This window comes from Aeromonas sobria (genome assembly GCF_000820145.1).
Classification (GTDB): domain Bacteria; phylum Pseudomonadota; class Gammaproteobacteria; order Enterobacterales; family Aeromonadaceae; genus Aeromonas; species Aeromonas sobria.
In genome coordinates this window covers 80,221-96,285 of sequence record NZ_CDBW01000042.1, presented here as the reverse complement: position 1 = coordinate 96,285, position 16,065 = coordinate 80,221, and the positions used below count along the sequence as shown (strand labels likewise).

The window sequence follows — 16,065 nt, the reverse complement described above, 5'->3', positions numbered from 1 at the left end:
CGATTTAGGAAACAACGCCTCTAAGCATGTAAAGCAGCTTGCGGGAGTAAAATTCACATAACAAAGCAAATCTGGGACACCCACCTTTTGGAGCAAGGCGTAGCATAGCCCAAACCCAAAAGATGGGTGTCCAAGGTCTTCTGTACAGGGTCGAGTGGCTCAACAAGGTCTCAGAGTAGTAATAGCGACCCTGTGCCCCGGTAGACAGAAAAGCGAAGCCCCGTCACGGGGCTTCCTGTTTTTATCCGGCCAGCCCGAAATGCTGGCACACCGCGAGCCTGCCTCACGACAGTGCGGAGGCACTTTTCCTTTGATAGGTTTTCCCTATCCGGGCAATAGATGAGAATAGTTTTCATTTAATCTCATTTCGGCGGATACTCTCAGCATCAACAGAGGGAGCCGCCATCATGAAAAAGACCATCAGCTTTGCCATCCTGCACTTCGGTGTCGCCTTTACCGTGGCCTACCTGCTGACCGGTGAGCTGCTGACCGCTAGCCTGATCGCCCTGATCGAGCCCGCCGTCAACACGGTCGCCTTCTACTTTCATGACCTTGGCTGGCACAAGTTCAAGCCAAACCACAGCCTGCAGGCCAAGACCAGCAGCTTCGCACTGGTGCACTTCAGCATCGCCTTCGGGGTTGCCTTCCTGCTGAGCGGCGAGCTGCTCACCGGTGGCGTGATGGCGGCGATCGAACCAGCCATCAATACCGTGGTGTTCTTCTTCTACGAGCGGCTGTGGCGTAGCCGCCAGCAACTGGCGCTGGCCTAAGCTGCTACGGAAAACCAAGCAACTGCGCCTAACCAAGCAACTGGATAACCCGCCCCTCGGCCCCGCGTTACCTGCACAAAAAACCCGACATTCCGGCAGGAAGGTCGGGTTTTTCACATCAGCAAAAACCGTTAGCTGGATGCATCACCCGATGCCCCCATCAGGTCTTATCAGGCTTTCTTGCAGAGTGGATCCACGATATAGGCGCTCTGATCAAACTTCTGCCAGGCACCGGTGCCGACACCATCGACCACCAGAATGGAGACAACGCCGAAATCGATAAAGATCCCGAGCAGGGTGGTCGCATCAAACGACTTGGAGACCGGGATGCTCACCGAGTAGCAGTCGGCACGCCTGACCGTGATGATGTAGTTCTCTTTCTTCTTGAACGAGGTGATCACATTGCCATGGCCCAGCAGCATATCGTTGACGTAAATCTCCGCATCCGGATCCTGACTGCGGATAGAAACCTGTTGGCTGGTGCCATTGAACATGGCGGCGCAACCGGACAGCGTGATAGCCAACAAGGCTCCCATCAAAAACCTGAACATATTTTTAGCCTGCTTGTTATAAACAAAAGTCGGCAATCTAGCACGTCACTTGAGGCGGAGCGAAAGCGCAATGCCACCCACTGGGGCGTTCGTTCAAAATAGCGACGCCTCCGTGCTGTTGTTAACCCGTTATTGTCTCAGCCAACAACAAACGCCTCCGCGCCCGAGTAAGCTATGCCACAACCGCCCCTCCCCCTGCAAAAAGCGCTCGCCCCCACAGCTGCATTGCCCCTTAGAGTGTGCTGTAGTAGGCCGATACGCCCTCTTCATTGCTGGAATCTATCGATGAACAAGACCTTGCTTGCCACCCTGCTGTTTGCCCCTCTGCTGGCCAGCGCTGCGACCCCCTCCTTTGACTGCGGCAAAGCAGCCGGAGCGGTCGAAACCCTGATCTGCAAGGATGCCGGACTGGCAGCCCTTGATAACGAACTGGCGGCCCTCTACCCCAAAGCGATTGCCGCGCTCTCACCCGAACAGCTCAAGACCGAGCGCGCCATGCAGCGTGGCTGGATCAAGGGGCGCAACGACTGCTGGAAGGGGCAGGATCTGCGCCAGTGCGTGGAGGATAACTACCTGCTGCGGATCACCGAGCTGCAGATCAGCGGCGGCCAGCTGATGGTGCCGACCCCGGTCAACTACCAGTGTGGCAAGGCGGTCACCCTCTCCACCTACTTCTATAACGATGCCAAGCTACCGGTCGCGGTGATCAACCTGAGCGAGGGCGACAAGCAGCAACAAGTGCTCGCCTATGAAGCCCCCAGCGCCAGCGGCGCCCGTTATGAAGGGCAAAACCTCACCTTCTTCACCAAAGGGGACGAAGCCACGCTGGAGCGTTACGACCAGCCAACCCTCACTTGCATGGAAAATCCGACCAAAGGCTGACTCTGATATGGGGCGGCACTGCCGCTCCGCTTCTTTGAAATCTGAAAGCCAACCAGCGGCGAGCAACAGCAAACCGCGCCCTCTACACCACTCCCTGCCAGCCCTTCACCTTCCCGCGCAAGGCTCGCCCCATCCCGCCAACTGGCGATCAAACGGCCTTACTAATTAATTTATTGATCTTGCTCAGGAATCCGCCATCTCCCCCTTTCCCTTAGCCCGCCCGCCGCTAATATACCCGATTGGCAACACACGCCTCGTCGGAGTCTCCCATGAGCCATGCCAGCCATTACCCGTTGGTAAAAAGCAGCAGACTGGAGGCTGAAATTCAGGGGCGGTAGCCATGCCACATCTTGCCCGACCCCTTTTTGTCAAAGCCAGGCAACCGACAAGCCAATGACCTACTCAAACCATTCAAATCAAGGTGGTGTATGGAAACACAAACCCTGCATCGGGGTCGGCTGATCGACCATATCCAGCTGGTGGTCAAAGATTTGACCGCCAGCCAGCGCTTTTACACCGCGACCCTGGCCGCCCTCGATATTCCGCTGGGAGGCACAGGTGATGGCTACTTCTGGGCGGACGAACTGTTTGTCACCGTTGTCGATAGCCCCGCCGCGCTGGGGGTACTGACCGGCCGCCATCATCTCGCCTTTCAGGCGCAAGACAACGCCATGGTGGATCGCTTTTATCAAACCGCGCTGGCCCATGGTGGCCAAGATAACGGCGCCCCGGCGAACGCAATTATCACCCCGGCTATTACGCCGCCTTTGTCCTCGACCCGGATGGCAATAATATCGAAGCGGTTTATCACGGTGAGGCAAAGCGCAGTGCGGATTCGGTAGAGATTCAGTTTTAGCAAGAATATTGAATCCCTGTTATTTAACTTTCTGCTATGACAAAAAATAGCTACAGCTTGCTCAATAATTGAGAGCCATGATTTTCACCTATATATTTACTGTAGCAACAACAATCATTATAGAGGCGGTAAAGTAAACACCGTCAAACACCTGAGATAGACTGACAACATTTGAGTTAAACTTTCCAATACAATTATAAAGTTGATTTGGAGTTATATGAAAGACTCGATGCTCTAATTAGTATCGCAGTCCATCTAATCATTGATATATAATTTTCCATAAAGAAGATCGGAAACAAAAAATATGATACCACCACAAGAAACCATATTGTATGAAAGTAACTCAACCGTAATAAGCTGGCTTGGCGCAGTAGTCAGCACTGCTTGTACAATATTTTCATTGCTACTGATTGCTGGCGCACTAACCTCTTCGAAACCAATTTTTGGCATCTGGGGTTGGTTGATACTAGTGCTTACTTTTCTGGTGATGGCTATGTTCTCCACAATATTTGTCTACTCAATTCCGAGAAGTAAATACAAGGTCGTCTGGAATAAAAATGAACGTCTTCTAAAAAAGATAGGGAAAAATGTAAATCAAGAGCTATGTGCAGCAACAGCCCCTATCAGATTACGCGCAATAAGAATACATACCGGGAAGGCATATGTTGAATGCTTGGTAGCGATAGACAATCACAGAGAGATAACAATTGCATCATCAGGTTATAATGGAAATATTGAAAATCTGATTGATAAAATATTATTAGCAACTAATGGTGCTTGTATTAAAGAAGAAGGCTAGCTCGTAGGTTCGAATAGCGAAGCGTATTCGGACAATCGCGAATAAATCGGCCAAAAAAAACCCTAATAACCCACTATCTCGATAGCAAACTTTCCTGACACGGTGGAGCTCTTCTGCCATTCACTGATTAAGTGGACGTTATTTTTATCCAGCTGGAATAAACAATGAAATATTCATTAAATTGGAAACAACCATTACTCTCTATGAGCAAGCGGTTCTTTATATTTATCACATTGATTTTTATCGGGTTTGTTGCACTCAGTACATACAAAACCCAACTCGACATGGAGTTGGGCTCTTGGCTCTTTTACCAATATTTAAAAATCCTGCTAGTAGCCTTCGTTGTACTGTTTGCAATGGCTCAAGCCTCCAGATTGTTTTCCGTCGAATTGAGGAGCGAGGATGTGGTAGGTAGAAACCGCTTTTTCCAGAAAGTATCCATACCCTATACAGAGATGATCGGTGTGAGTATGGGAAAATTACTCATAGTGGATTGCATGGTCATTCGTACTAACAGTCGCAAGAAAATTTACGCCCCTTTTGACCTGGATGGCTTCTCAGATTTTTCGAATAAAATAGATGCAAGGTTAATGAATAACAAAGCCCGTAGGTCGATTAGCGAAGCGTAATCGGACGTTCACGATAGAAATATTTCGTGATAGCACCAATTGCCTTCAGAGACCGACTTTCACGCAGTCTCGTTTTTCACCTGTATCTTTGCTGACGTAACACCCGCGCCAAGGAGATAAATGAAGCCTGACTTAACCGGCACACGGATTGTGCTGCGCACCATTGGCCCGCAGGATGCCGCCGATCTGTTCGAGATTTATGGCAATCCACTGACCATGGAGTTTGCCTCTGATCCCTGCTTCACCTCCCCCGCCATGGTGGTGCAAATGATGGCGAGTGTGGTGCAGCTGGAGCAAACGGATGAGTCGCTTGAGTGGGCGATTGTCGAGCGGGAAAGCAACAAGGTGATCGGCACCTGCGGCCTGCACAGTTTCAGCGAGGCGGGCCACTGCTGCGAAGTGGGTTGCCTGCTCAATGCGGCCTATTGGCGTAAGGGGTTTATGTCGGAGGCGCTGGAATTGCTGTTCGCCCACGCCTGCACGCAGGGAGTCACCCGCCTCACCGCAGATATCGATGCAGATAACGTCCGCTCTATCGCCCTGTTTGAAAAACTGGGCTTCAAGGCGCATGCAGGGCGCTATCAGCGCACGCACCCGTTTGTCTGACCCGAGACCAGAGGCACAACGCCCTCGCCTCTCAGGCCGTTGTGGCAAGGATCAGCCATAAAAAAACCGGAACCCAAGGGTTCCGGTTTTTTTTCATTCCAGCCGAGGCTGGTAAACCAGCAAATTAAGCCTGGTTTTTAACTTCTTTCAGACCGCGGAAAGGAGCTTTGGCACCCAGAGCTTCTTCGATACGGATCAGCTGGTTGTACTTGGCAACACGGTCAGAACGGCTCATGGAACCGGTCTTGATCTGGCCAGCAGCGGTACCAACAGCCAGGTCGGCGATGGTCGCGTCTTCGGTCTCACCAGAGCGGTGGGAGATGACGGCAGTGTAGCCAGCGTCTTTGGCCATCTTGATGGCAGCCAGAGTTTCGGTCAGGGAACCGATCTGGTTGAACTTGATCAGGATGGAGTTGGCAACGCCGTTGTCGATACCGCGCTTCAGGATCTTGGTGTTGGTTACGAACAGGTCGTCACCAACGATCTGGATTTTCTTGCCCAGTTCAGCAGTCTGGTAAGCAAAACCGTCCCAGTCAGATTCGTCCAGGCCATCTTCGATGGAGACGATCGGGAACTTGGTGGTCAGGTCAGCCAGGTAGTCAGAGAAACCGTTGGAGGTGAAGATACGACCTTCGCCTTTCAGGTTGTACTCTTTCTTCTCTGCGTCGTAGAACTCGGAAGCAGCACAGTCCATCGCCAGGGTGATGTCGGTGCCCAGCTTGTAACCGGCAGCAGCAACGGCTTCAGCGATCACTTCCAGTGCTTCGGCGTTGGATTTCAGGTTAGGAGCGAAACCACCTTCGTCACCGACTGCAGTGTTGTAGCCCTTGGACTTCAGCACTTTGGCCAGGTTGTGGAACACTTCAGCGCCCATGCGGACAGCTTCTTTCAGGGTCTTGGCGCCAACCGGCTGGATCATGAACTCCTGGATGTCGACGTTGTTGTCGGCGTGCTCACCACCGTTGATGATGTTCATCATCGGCAGCGGCATGGAGTAAACACCCGCGGTGCCGTTCAGCTCAGCGATGTGAGCGTACAGCGGCATGCCTTTGGCAGCAGCGGCGGCTTTGGCGTTAGCCAGGGAAACAGCCAGGATGGCGTTGGCGCCAAACTTGGATTTGTTCTCGGTGCCGTCGAGGTCGATCATGATCTGGTCGATAGCGGCCTGGTCCTTGGCATCTTTACCCAGCAGAGCTTGAGCAATCGGGCCGTTTACGGCTTCGAGGGCTTTCAGAACGCCTTTACCCAGGAAACGGCTCTTGTCGCCATCACGCAGTTCCAGCGCTTCGCGGGAACCGGTAGATGCGCCAGACGGAGCTGCTGCCATACCAACAAAACCACCTTCTAGGTGAACTTCGGCCTCAACGGTCGGGTTACCACGGGAGTCGATGATTTCACGACCGATTACTTTAACGATCTTGGACATGTGTATTTCCTCAGGTTTCGTAAAAAAACAACAAAAATATGCCAAAAAAAGCGGCTGTGGCACAGAGCCCCAACCGCATTTATTTTAAATTACTTCAAATTACGCTTCTGATACTCGCCTGCCGCCTTCACAAACCCGGCGAACAGAGCGTGGCCATCACGAGGAGTGGAAGTGAACTCCGGGTGGAACTGCGCTGCCACAAACCAGGGGTGATCCGGGATCTCGATAATTTCCACCAACTTCTTGTCGGCGGAGAGACCGGTCACTTTCAAACCGGCTGCTTCAATTTGCGGCAGCAGCTTGTTGTTCACTTCGTAACGGTGACGGTGACGCTCGTAAATGGTCGGGCTGCCGTACATCTGACGCACCTTGGAACCTTCGACCAGGTGGCAGAGCTGGGAACCCAGACGCATGGTGCCGCCCAGATCAGAGCCTTCGGTACGGGTCTCGACGTTACCTTCTTCATCAACCCACTCGGTGATGAGGCCGACAACCGGATAGGCACAATCTTTCTTGAACTCGGAAGAGTGCGCGCCAGCCATACCCGCGACGTTGCGAGCAAATTCGATCATGGCAACCTGCATGCCGAGGCAGATACCCAGGTAGGGGATCTTGTTCTCACGGGCATACTGGGCCGCCAGAATTTTGCCTTCCACGCCACGCTCACCGAAGCCACCCGGGACCAGAATCGCATCCAGACCTTCCAGCAGCTCGGAGCCACGGGTCTCGATATCCTGGGAGTCGATGTACTTGATGGTGACGGAAAGACGGGTCTTGAGACCACCGTGCTTGAGTGCTTCGTTGACCGACTTGTAGGCATCCGGCAGGGATACGTACTTGCCGACCATACCGATGGTCACTTCTGCAGTCGGGTTGGCCTCTTCGAACACAACCTGCTCCCACTCGGACAGATCGGCTTCCTTGCACTCCAGACCGAAACGCTCGGTGAAGTAGGAGTCCAGATTCTGGGACTTGAGCAGTGCCGGGATCTTGTAGATAGAGTCGACGTCTTTCATGGAGATGACGGCGCGCTCTGGCACGTTGCAGAACAGGGCAATTTTGGCGCGCTCATTGGCCGGAATGGCACGGTCAGAGCGGCAGATCAGCACATCCGGCTGGATACCGATGGAGAGCAGCTCTTTAACGGAGTGCTGGGTCGGCTTGGTTTTCACTTCACCGGCAGCCGCCAGGTAAGGCACCAGCGTCAGGTGCATGAACATGGCGTTGTTGCGGCCAACGATGGTCGCCAGCTGGCGAATCGCTTCGAGGAACGGCAGGGATTCGATATCACCCACGGTGCCGCCCACTTCGACGATGGCAACCCGATGGCCTTCGGCACCGGCAATCACCCGCTCTTTGATGGCGTTGGTGATGTGCGGGATAACCTGAATGGTGGCACCCAGATAGTCACCACGGCGCTCTTTACGCAGTACATCGGCGTAGATACGGCCGGTGGTAAAGTTGTTGCGACGGGTCATCTTGGTGCGGATGAAACGCTCGTAGTGGCCCAAATCCAGATCGGTTTCGGCCCCGTCCTCGGTTACGAACACTTCACCATGCTGGGTCGGGCTCATGGTGCCCGGATCCACGTTGATATAGGGGTCCAGTTTCATGATGGTCACATCCAGACCACGGGCTTCCAGAATGGCCGCCAGAGAAGCTGCGGCAATGCCTTTGCCGAGGGATGAAACAACGCCACCAGTTACAAAAATATATTTTGTCGTCATGCTGAACCTGAAAGAAGTTTAGGGAGTTTTAAGGGGTGCTTCGGGGATGAAGCAGGACGGGGAAACAATATAGCAAAAACCCCTCTCCCAAACAATGAACAAAAATCTATCAGGCTCATCGTCACCCCATCTTGCGCCAAATCAATTTTGCTCGGTTTCCTTGGCCCGATCCCAGGCAGCATCTAGCTTTTCAAGGGTGCAATCGGTCATTTTCAAGCCTTCTGCGGCGATAAACTGCTCAACCTGACGAAAGCGCCGCTCGAACTTGGCATTGGCGCCCCGCAGCACCTGCTCCGGATCCTTGCCCAGATGGCGCACCAGATTGACGGTGGCAAACAGCAGATCGCCGAGTTCGTCGCTGACCCGCGCCTCGTCCACATCGGCCATCAACGCCTCTTCCATCACTTCGTCGATCTCTTCGTGGATCTTGTCCACCACCGGCCCCAGCGTCTTCCAGTCAAAGCCGACGGTGGCGCAGCGTTTCTGAATTTTTGCGGCGCGGGTCAAGGCGGGCAAGGAGAGCGGGATATCGTCCAGCACGCTCTCTTTATCAAGCGCGGCCCGTTCTTTGGCTTTTTCCGCTTCCCAATTGGCCTTCACCGCCTGCTCATTATCGAGGTCTGCATCAGAAAAGACGTGAGGATGGCGGCGAATGAGCTTTTCACTCACCGTATCGATGATATCGGCAAAATCGAACAGTCCTCGTTCCTTACCAAGCTGGGCATAAAAGACCACCTGAAACAGCAGATCGCCCAACTCCCCTTTCAACCCCTGCCAATCCTCGGTCTCGATGGCATCGGCCACTTCATAGGCCTCTTCCAGAGTGTGCGGCACTATGCTCTGGAAGTTCTGCTTCAGATCCCAAGGGCAACCGGTTTGCGGATCGCGCAGACGAGCCATGATGTCGAGCAGTTGGGGAAGGTCGTAACGTTGAGACATGGGCTACTCACTTTCGATTCGTTAAATGGGGATCAAGCAACATCAAGCCGCGCGGCCGGTCAATCTCATGTCGAGCAAGTGAGAGCGGTCGTAACGCAGGGACACGGGATATTCGCTTGTTGATTGGTACCACAGGGGGAAAACAGTGACCGACCTGGCGGTCGGTCACGAGTTGGTTCTTGATGACAATCAGAGACGCTTGGCGCTGATCACGTCGTTAAGCTGGCTCAACTTGGCCAACGCCCGGTTAAAGGCGTTGATGTTGTAGATCTCCAGCTCCATGTCGATCTCGGCAGTCTGCTCACGCACATTCGAGCGCGAGCGTACCCCCATCACATTGATCTTCTCGTTAGCCAGCACTGTGGTGATATCGCGCAGCAAGCCGGAGCGATCGTTGGAGATGATCCGGATGGTGAGGCCGTAACCACCGGAGTAGTTCTCCCCCCACACCGCATCGATCAGCCGCTCAGGGTTACGACGGCAGAGCTCCTTGAGCTGCTCGCAATCCTCCCGATGGATGGAGACGCCGCGCCCCATGGTGATGAAGCCCTGAATGGAGTCTCCCGGGATCGGCTGACAGCAGCGGGCGATATGGGTCATCAGGTTGCCGACCCCTTCCACCACTATGTGATCTTTGGGTTTGTGGCGCAGCGGCGCATTGGCCTTCTGTTCCAGCTTCTCCAGCAGGCGGCGATCTTCTTCCTCCGCCGTCGGCTTGTTGTAGCAGGTGTCGAGATAGTTGAGCACCTGGTTGATGCGGATATCGCCACTGCCAATCCCGGCCAGCAGATCGTCGGTGCTCTCCTGATTGAAGCGGCGCAGCATGTTGCCCTTGTCGATCTTGGACATGCTGAGGTTGTGGCGATCGAGCTCTTTCTCGAACAGCTCGCGACCGGCCACTATGTTCTTGTCCCGATCCAGCTTTTTGAACCAGGTCGCCACCTTGGCCCGCGCCCGGCTGGAGCGCAGGAAACCAGAGTTGGGGTTCATCCAGTCGCGGCTCGGGTTCGGCTCCTTCTGGGTGATCACCTCGACCTGATCGCCGGTCTGCAACGCGTAGGTGAAGGGCACGATGCGGCCATCAATTTTGGCACCAATGCAGCGGTGGCCGATCATGCTGTGGACGTGATAGGCAAAGTCGAGCGGAGTCGCACCTGCTGGCAAGTCGATCACATCCCCTTTCGGGGTGAAGACGTAGACCCGATCTTCGAACACCTGACTGCGCAGATCCTCGAGCAGGGAACCGCTCTCGGAAAGATCCTCCTGCCAGGCAAGCAGCTTGCGCAGCCACTCGATCTTGTCTTCGAAATTGTTGGCCTTGTTGACCGCATGGGCCCCTTCCTTGTAGCGCCAGTGAGCCGCTACGCCGAGTTCCGCATCCTGATGCATCTGATCGGTACGGATCTGGATCTCGACTGTCTTGCCTTCGGGCCCGACCACTACGGTATGGATCGACTGGTAACCGTTGGGTTTGGGGTTGGCGACATAGTCGTCAAACTCGCGGGGAATATGGTGGAAGTGGGTATGAACGATGCCGAGCGCCGCATAACAATCCTGCAGCCGCTTGGTGACTACCCGCACCGCACGCACGTCAAACAGCTCGTTGAATTCGAGGTGTTTTTTCTGCATCTTGCGCCAGATGCTGTAGATGTGTTTCGGACGACCGTTGACTTCAGCCTCGACCCCCGCCTCTTTGAGGCCATCCCGCAGGGATTGCACAAACTCGCGGATGTAACGCTCCCGATCAAGACGCTTTTCATCGAGCTGCTTGGCGATCTGCTTGTAGGTGTCCGGGTGCAGGTAACGGAAGGCGAGATCTTCCAGCTCCCACTTGAGCTGGCCGATGCCGAGCCGGTTGGCCAGCGGCGCATAGATGTTGGTGATCTCCTGAGCCATCAAGACCCGGGTCTCTTCATCCGCTTTTTTTGCTTCCCGCAGGCAGGCGATCCGCTCCGCCAGCTTGATCACCACGGCACGCACATCCTCGACCATGGCGAGCAACATGCGGCGCACGTTATCGACCTGTTCCGGCGAGGTTTCACTGCGATGGAGGGTCTGCAGGGAGCGAATCGCTTCCATCTCCAGCACCCCTTCCACCAGCTTGGCGATCTTGGGGCCGAAGTCTTCGTCCATCCGCTCCTGGCTGATGAGACCCGCCTCGACGAAGGGGTAGATGATCGCGGCCTTGAGGGTGCCGAGATCCATGCTGAGCATCAACAAGATGCCCGCCATCTCGACGCCACGCACCAGCAGGCGGCTGGTGAGGGCTTCGTCTCCGAGCGTCAGACAATACTGGTAAACAGTTCGCAGCTGATCTTTGTCACTGTCACTGAGTGCGAGTGAGCCAACCCACTCCTCCAGAGTGAAGTTATCTTTCAAATGAATATCGCGAACCGCCACCATGGTATCAATCCTTTAAATTATCGGGCCGAAAGCTAACGCTTTCTCTCCTCATGAGACTGCGTCAAATGGGGATGTTTGGGAGGCTTTTCAAGGCATATTGTCAAAAAAGACAATAGAGTAGCCCCACCGGCCCTACCTATGTACGAGTGCCTAGCTTACCCCAATCACGACAGCCCAAACAGCGCCAAACTGTCACACTGGGTGAGCTTTTGTCGCTCTCGCGCAACCGAACCAAAGACGCCAGATGGCCGCGGTGGCGCATCTGGGCATCAGTTTTCTAGATCCGCTCAAACAGCGCCATGGATTCCAGATGACCTGTGTGAGGGAACATGTCGAGCATACCCAGACGCACCAGACGGTAGCCCCCTTTCACCAGTACCTGACTGTCACGAGCCAGGGTGACCGGGTTACAGGAGACATAGACCACCCGCTTGGGGGAAAGTTTCACTACGTGCCCCATCACTTCCAGCGCACCGGGGCGAGCCGGATCCAGCAGCACCAGATCAAACCCTTCCCGCGCCCAGGACATGCCGACGATGTCACCGCTCAGATCCGCCTTGTAAAAACGGGCATTGGTAATGCCGTTGCGGCGGGCGTTCTCTTCAGCCCGCTGCACCATGGCCAGCTCACCTTCGACCCCCACCACTTCGCGGGCCTGATGGGCCAGTGGCAAGGTGAAGTTACCTATGCCGCAGAACAGATCGAGCACCTTGTCATCTTTGGTCGCGCCGAGCCATGCCAGCGCCTGCTCAACCATGCTCTGGTTGATCGGGCCGTTGACCTGAATGAAATCACCGGGAACAAATGCAAGAGACAGGCCATCCAATGAGTAGGACGGGGAAAATTGTTGCTGCAGCGCTTCGATACGCTCATCCGCCGCCTGCAAGTAGAGGTCGATCCCCTGCGCCTGGGCAAACGCCACCAGCAGGGCGCGATCCGCCTCATTGGGGCGACCGGTATGGCGCAGCAGCATCAAGATCCCCTGCTCGGCCTGGATAAGCTCCGCGTGGCCCAGCTCGCGCTGGCTCTTGAGCCGGTTGAGGCACTCACGCAGCGGCGGGATAAGTGCCGAGAGCGGTGCAGTCAGCACCGGGCAGCCGTCGATTTCAACCAAATCGTTGCTGTTGCGACGACGAAAACCGACCCGGGTGCAGCGACCATTTTTGTCAAATTTGATGGCCAGTCGACAGACCCGGCGGTATGCGCGATCTTCACCGGTCAGTACCGGATCCAGTGCCGGGGCCTGAATATTGCCCAACCGCTCGAACAGACTGACCAGTCCCGCCGCCTTGGCAGCCTGCTGATCGGCTACTGACATCTGCTGGGCATTGCAACCGCCGCACTCGCGGAAGTGGCTGCAGAAGGGGGCAATGCGATTGGCCGCGGGCGTCACCACTTGTTGCAACGCCGCGTGGCCATATTGTTTCTTGTCTTCGGTGATGCGAGCCTTGACGACCTCGCCGGGCAGCGCCCCTTCAACGAAGATCGCCTTACCCTGGTAACGACCAATACCGACGCAATGATGATCCAGACTGTCTATCGTAAATTCAATACGTTGGAGCTGGGTTGACTTCTTTTGGGGCTTGAAAAACTGGGCCATAAAACTTGGTGCCTATAGGTGGCTATGTCATGATTGTGGAATCTGCAGCTGGGTATTGTCCCACAAGAATAATAGTATGACCAAATACGGCCACAGAGCCCGTGTATTGCCATCGACCCTATCGCCAATCCAGTTCACTGGTGACCTGTTCGTATGACCAAATATGGCCTGAGAGCACGCGTTCTCGCCTTTACCATTTTGCCCACCCTGATCATCGGTGGCCTGATGGCCGGTTACTTTACCTTCCACCGCTATCAGCAGTTGGAAAACAACCTCATCGATCAGGGGATCAACATCATTGAACCCCTGGCGATTGCCAGTGAATATGGCATGACCCAGCACAGCCGCGAGTCCCTCAAGCGGCTGATTGGCCTGACCCACCGCAAAAATTCTCCGCTGATCAAGTCCATCGCTGTCTTCACCCAGGACAACCAGCTGTTCGTCACCTCGAACTATCACCGGGATTTCACCCGCCTCAGATTGCCAGATGGGGTGCCGATCCCGGATCTGACCAGCATCACCTTGCAGGGGGACGATATCATTTTGCGTACCCCGATCCAGGCCGAAACCAGCATGGACGGTTTCCCGCTACCCAGCGATGCCGAGCCACCGATGATCGGTTATATCGCGATGCAGATGACCACAGATCGGGCCATGCTGCTGCAGTACCGCGATACCTTCTTCGCCATCATCATGGTGATCATCGGCGTCGCCTTCAGCACCCTGTTTGGTTTCCGGCTGGTCAAGAGCGTGACCCAGCCCATCACCAACATGGTGCAGGCAGTGCACAAGATCAGGGAGGGACGGCTCGATACCCGGGTCAGCGGCCAGCTCACCGGCGAGCTGGATATGCTGAAAAACGGCATCAACGCCATGGCCAAGGCGCTCTCCGAATATCACGAAGAGATGCAACAGAATATCGATCAGGCCACCTCTGACCTGCGCGAAACCCTGGAACAGATCGAGATCCAGAACGTCGAGCTCGACATGGCCAAGAAACGGGCGCAGGAGGCGGCACGGGTCAAATCGGAGTTTCTGGCCAACATGTCTCACGAGCTGCGCACCCCGCTCAACGGGGTCATCGGCTTCACCCGCCAGTTGCTGAAAACCAGTCTAACCCCGAGCCAGACCGACTACATGCAGACCATCGAGAAGTCGGCGCGCAACCTGCTTGGCATCATCAACGACATCCTCGACTTCTCGAAGCTGGAGGCGGGCAAGCTGCAGCTGGAGCATATCCCGTTCAGCCTGCGCGACACCCTCAATGAAACCATGCACCTGCTCGGCCCCAGTGCCCACGACAAACAGCTGGAACTGTCGCTACGGGTGGATGCGAACGTACCGGACACCCTCACCGGTGACCCCATGCGGCTACAACAGGTGCTGACCAACCTCACGGGCAACGCCATCAAGTTCACCGAGCAGGGTAACGTAGATGTCCATATCGAACAGATCGGCAGCGGCCACCACAAGGTGAGACTCAACGTCCAGATCCGCGATACCGGCATCGGCATTTCGCCAGAGCAACAGCGCCAGCTATTCCAGGCTTTTAACCAGGCCGACTCCTCCATCTCTCGCCGCTACGGCGGCACCGGGCTTGGCCTCGTCATCACCCAGAAACTGGTACAGCAGATGGGTGGCCAGATCCGTTTTGAATCGGTACTGGACCAGGGCTCGACCTTCTCATTCAGTCTGGATGTCGAGGTCTCACCGTTGCCTCAAACCGACCAGCTGCCGCTGGATCGTATTCAGGGTAAACGGCTCTGGCTGCTGGAACCGGACACCTTCGCCCAAGCCTCGCTGCTTGCGCTGCTGGCGGAGTGGCAGCTCGACGTGCACCCCTTGGCAATTGACGCCTCCTGGCCTGAAATGAGCGAGCAGGATATGGTGCTGATCGGCAGCAGCACCCGACACATACCGCAGCAAGTGCTTCAGCGGCTCGACAGCCTGAGCGGTCAGCAGCAGAACACCATAGTGCTGCTGAGCAGCCACGAACCGGCGCTCTATGAAGCTATGCTGGCCCACGGTGCCCAGCACTGCCTCTCCAAACCGGTCAACCATCGCAAGCTGCTGCACGCCCTGCTCTCACCGGAAGCGAGCCGCCACAAACTGCCAGCGCAGCCCGCCCACCACCCATTGCAACCGATCAAGGTGCTGGCGGTGGATGACAACGCCGCCAACCTCAAGCTGATCGCCGCCATGCTCAAGGAGATGGTCAGTCAGGTGGTGGTGTGCAAGAACGGCAAGGAGGCGGTCAAACAGGCCCGCAGCCAGCCATTCGACATCATCTTTATGGATATCCAGATGCCGATCATGGATGGCATCAGCGCCACCCAGGCGATCCGCAACCAGTCCCTCAACACCACCACCCCGATCGTAGCGGTGACCGCCCACGCCATTCCCGGTGAACGGGAGCGGCTGATCCGCCAGGGGATGGATGACTATCTGACCAAGCCCATCGACGAGAGCATGCTGGCCCAGCTGATCACCGATTTTGCCCATCGCCGTCACCAGAATGACGGTGCCCAGCAGATCGACTGGGCACTGGCGGTGCGTCAGGCGGCGGGGAAAGAGGAGCTCGCCAAAGAGATGCTGGCCATGCTGCTGGCCAACTTCGACGAAGTCGAGCCAGTGCTGGATGCCGCGCTGGCGAGTGAAATTGCCGATGAGGAGGTGTTGACCCAGATCCACCGCCTTAACGGTGGTTGCGCCTACTCCGGGGTGCCCGGCTTGCAGCGGCTACTCTCCCAGCTGGAGCAGCAACTGCGTGACGGCATGGTGGTCAGCGAGCTGGAGCCAGAACTGCTGGAACTGCAGGATGCGCTGGAACTGGTGCGTCAGGAGGCTCCTCGCTATCTTCCCTGACGCCAATTTGCT

Annotated in this window: 12 protein-coding genes and 1 pseudogene; 7 read left to right on the top strand and 6 right to left on the bottom strand. The window is 55.6% G+C overall.

Annotated features, from left to right (window positions below; genetic code table 11):
- The first annotated feature begins 407 nt into the window (after window positions 1-407).
- Window positions 408-770 carry a DUF2061 domain-containing protein gene (locus BN1135_RS18445; protein WP_042023649.1) on the top strand — a complete coding sequence of 121 codons (363 nt, stop codon included), beginning with the start codon at window positions 408-410 and terminating at the stop codon, window positions 768-770.
- A gap of 170 nt (window positions 771-940) precedes the next feature.
- Here BN1135_RS18445 and BN1135_RS18440 read toward each other — a convergent pair whose 3' ends face one another.
- Window positions 941-1,294: a hypothetical protein gene (locus tag BN1135_RS18440; RefSeq protein ID WP_223290163.1), complete on the bottom strand. Its 354-nt coding sequence runs from the start codon at window positions 1,292-1,294 to the stop codon at window positions 941-943.
- 312 nt (window positions 1,295-1,606) lie between these two features.
- On the opposite strand from BN1135_RS18440, the gene BN1135_RS18435 reads away from it, so the two are divergent.
- The 5 genes and pseudogenes from BN1135_RS18435 (at window position 1,607) to BN1135_RS18420 (ending at window position 5,093) form a co-directional block, all read left to right on the top strand.
- Window positions 1,607-2,203, top strand: coding sequence for an MliC family protein (locus BN1135_RS18435; protein ID WP_042023647.1), 597 nt, complete (start codon window positions 1,607-1,609; stop codon window positions 2,201-2,203).
- 428 nt (window positions 2,204-2,631) lie between these two features.
- Window positions 2,632-3,059 (top strand): annotated as a pseudogene (locus BN1135_RS18430) (VOC family protein).
- Window positions 3,060-3,363: 304 nt separating this feature from the next.
- Window positions 3,364-3,858 carry a hypothetical protein gene (locus BN1135_RS22260; protein WP_139245220.1) on the top strand — a complete coding sequence of 165 codons (495 nt, stop codon included), beginning with the start codon at window positions 3,364-3,366 and terminating at the stop codon, window positions 3,856-3,858.
- Between the two features lie 164 nt (window positions 3,859-4,022).
- Entirely contained in the window at window positions 4,023-4,487 is a 465-nt protein-coding gene (locus BN1135_RS18425) for a hypothetical protein (RefSeq protein WP_042023646.1), read from the top strand.
- Between the two features lie 120 nt (window positions 4,488-4,607).
- Complete coding sequence (locus tag BN1135_RS18420) at window positions 4,608-5,093, top strand: GNAT family N-acetyltransferase (protein ID WP_042023645.1); 486 nt, start codon at window positions 4,608-4,610, stop codon at window positions 5,091-5,093.
- Window positions 5,094-5,217: 124 nt separating this feature from the next.
- Here BN1135_RS18420 and eno read toward each other — a convergent pair whose 3' ends face one another.
- The 5 genes from eno to rlmD form a co-directional block, all read right to left on the bottom strand.
- Window positions 5,218-6,519, bottom strand: a complete 1,302-nt coding sequence (eno, locus tag BN1135_RS18415; protein WP_042023643.1) for a phosphopyruvate hydratase — start codon at window positions 6,517-6,519, stop codon at window positions 5,218-5,220.
- A gap of 89 nt (window positions 6,520-6,608) precedes the next feature.
- Window positions 6,609-8,246: a CTP synthase gene (locus BN1135_RS18410; protein WP_042023642.1), complete on the bottom strand. Its 1,638-nt coding sequence runs from the start codon at window positions 8,244-8,246 to the stop codon at window positions 6,609-6,611.
- Between the two features lie 141 nt (window positions 8,247-8,387).
- A complete protein-coding gene (mazG, locus tag BN1135_RS18405) occupies window positions 8,388-9,185 on the bottom strand; it encodes a nucleoside triphosphate pyrophosphohydrolase (protein ID WP_042023641.1) in 798 nt (265 codons plus the stop codon).
- Window positions 9,186-9,374: 189 nt separating this feature from the next.
- Window positions 9,375-11,588 carry a GTP diphosphokinase gene (relA, locus tag BN1135_RS18400; protein WP_042023639.1) on the bottom strand — a complete coding sequence of 738 codons (2,214 nt, stop codon included), beginning with the start codon at window positions 11,586-11,588 and terminating at the stop codon, window positions 9,375-9,377.
- Window positions 11,589-11,865: 277 nt separating this feature from the next.
- A complete protein-coding gene (gene rlmD / locus BN1135_RS18395; protein WP_042023637.1) occupies window positions 11,866-13,188 on the bottom strand; it encodes a 23S rRNA (uracil(1939)-C(5))-methyltransferase RlmD in 1,323 nt (440 codons plus the stop codon).
- A gap of 153 nt (window positions 13,189-13,341) precedes the next feature.
- Between rlmD and barA the strand changes: the two genes are divergently transcribed.
- Window positions 13,342-16,053, top strand: a complete 2,712-nt coding sequence (barA, locus tag BN1135_RS18390) for a two-component sensor histidine kinase BarA (RefSeq protein ID WP_042023634.1) — start codon at window positions 13,342-13,344, stop codon at window positions 16,051-16,053.
- Window positions 16,054-16,065: the final 12 nt, after the last annotated feature.

Coding starts and splice junctions, on each gene's coding strand:
- barA (WP_042023634.1), top strand. CDS start 13,342: ATGACCAAATATGGCCTGAGAGCACGCGTTCTCGCCTTTACCATTTTG.
- BN1135_RS18425 (WP_042023646.1), top strand. CDS start 4,023: ATGAAATATTCATTAAATTGGAAACAACCATTACTCTCTATGAGCAAG.
- mazG (WP_042023641.1), bottom strand. CDS start 9,185: ATGTCTCAACGTTACGACCTTCCCCAACTGCTCGACATCATGGCTCGT.
- rlmD (WP_042023637.1), bottom strand. CDS start 13,188: ATGGCCCAGTTTTTCAAGCCCCAAAAGAAGTCAACCCAGCTCCAACGT.
- BN1135_RS18435 (WP_042023647.1), top strand. CDS start 1,607: ATGAACAAGACCTTGCTTGCCACCCTGCTGTTTGCCCCTCTGCTGGCC.
- eno (WP_042023643.1), bottom strand. CDS start 6,519: ATGTCCAAGATCGTTAAAGTAATCGGTCGTGAAATCATCGACTCCCGT.
- relA (WP_042023639.1), bottom strand. CDS start 11,588: ATGGTGGCGGTTCGCGATATTCATTTGAAAGATAACTTCACTCTGGAG.
- BN1135_RS18445 (WP_042023649.1), top strand. CDS start 408: ATGAAAAAGACCATCAGCTTTGCCATCCTGCACTTCGGTGTCGCCTTT.
- BN1135_RS18410 (WP_042023642.1), bottom strand. CDS start 8,246: ATGACGACAAAATATATTTTTGTAACTGGTGGCGTTGTTTCATCCCTC.
- BN1135_RS22260 (WP_139245220.1), top strand. CDS start 3,364: ATGATACCACCACAAGAAACCATATTGTATGAAAGTAACTCAACCGTA.
- BN1135_RS18420 (WP_042023645.1), top strand. CDS start 4,608: ATGAAGCCTGACTTAACCGGCACACGGATTGTGCTGCGCACCATTGGC.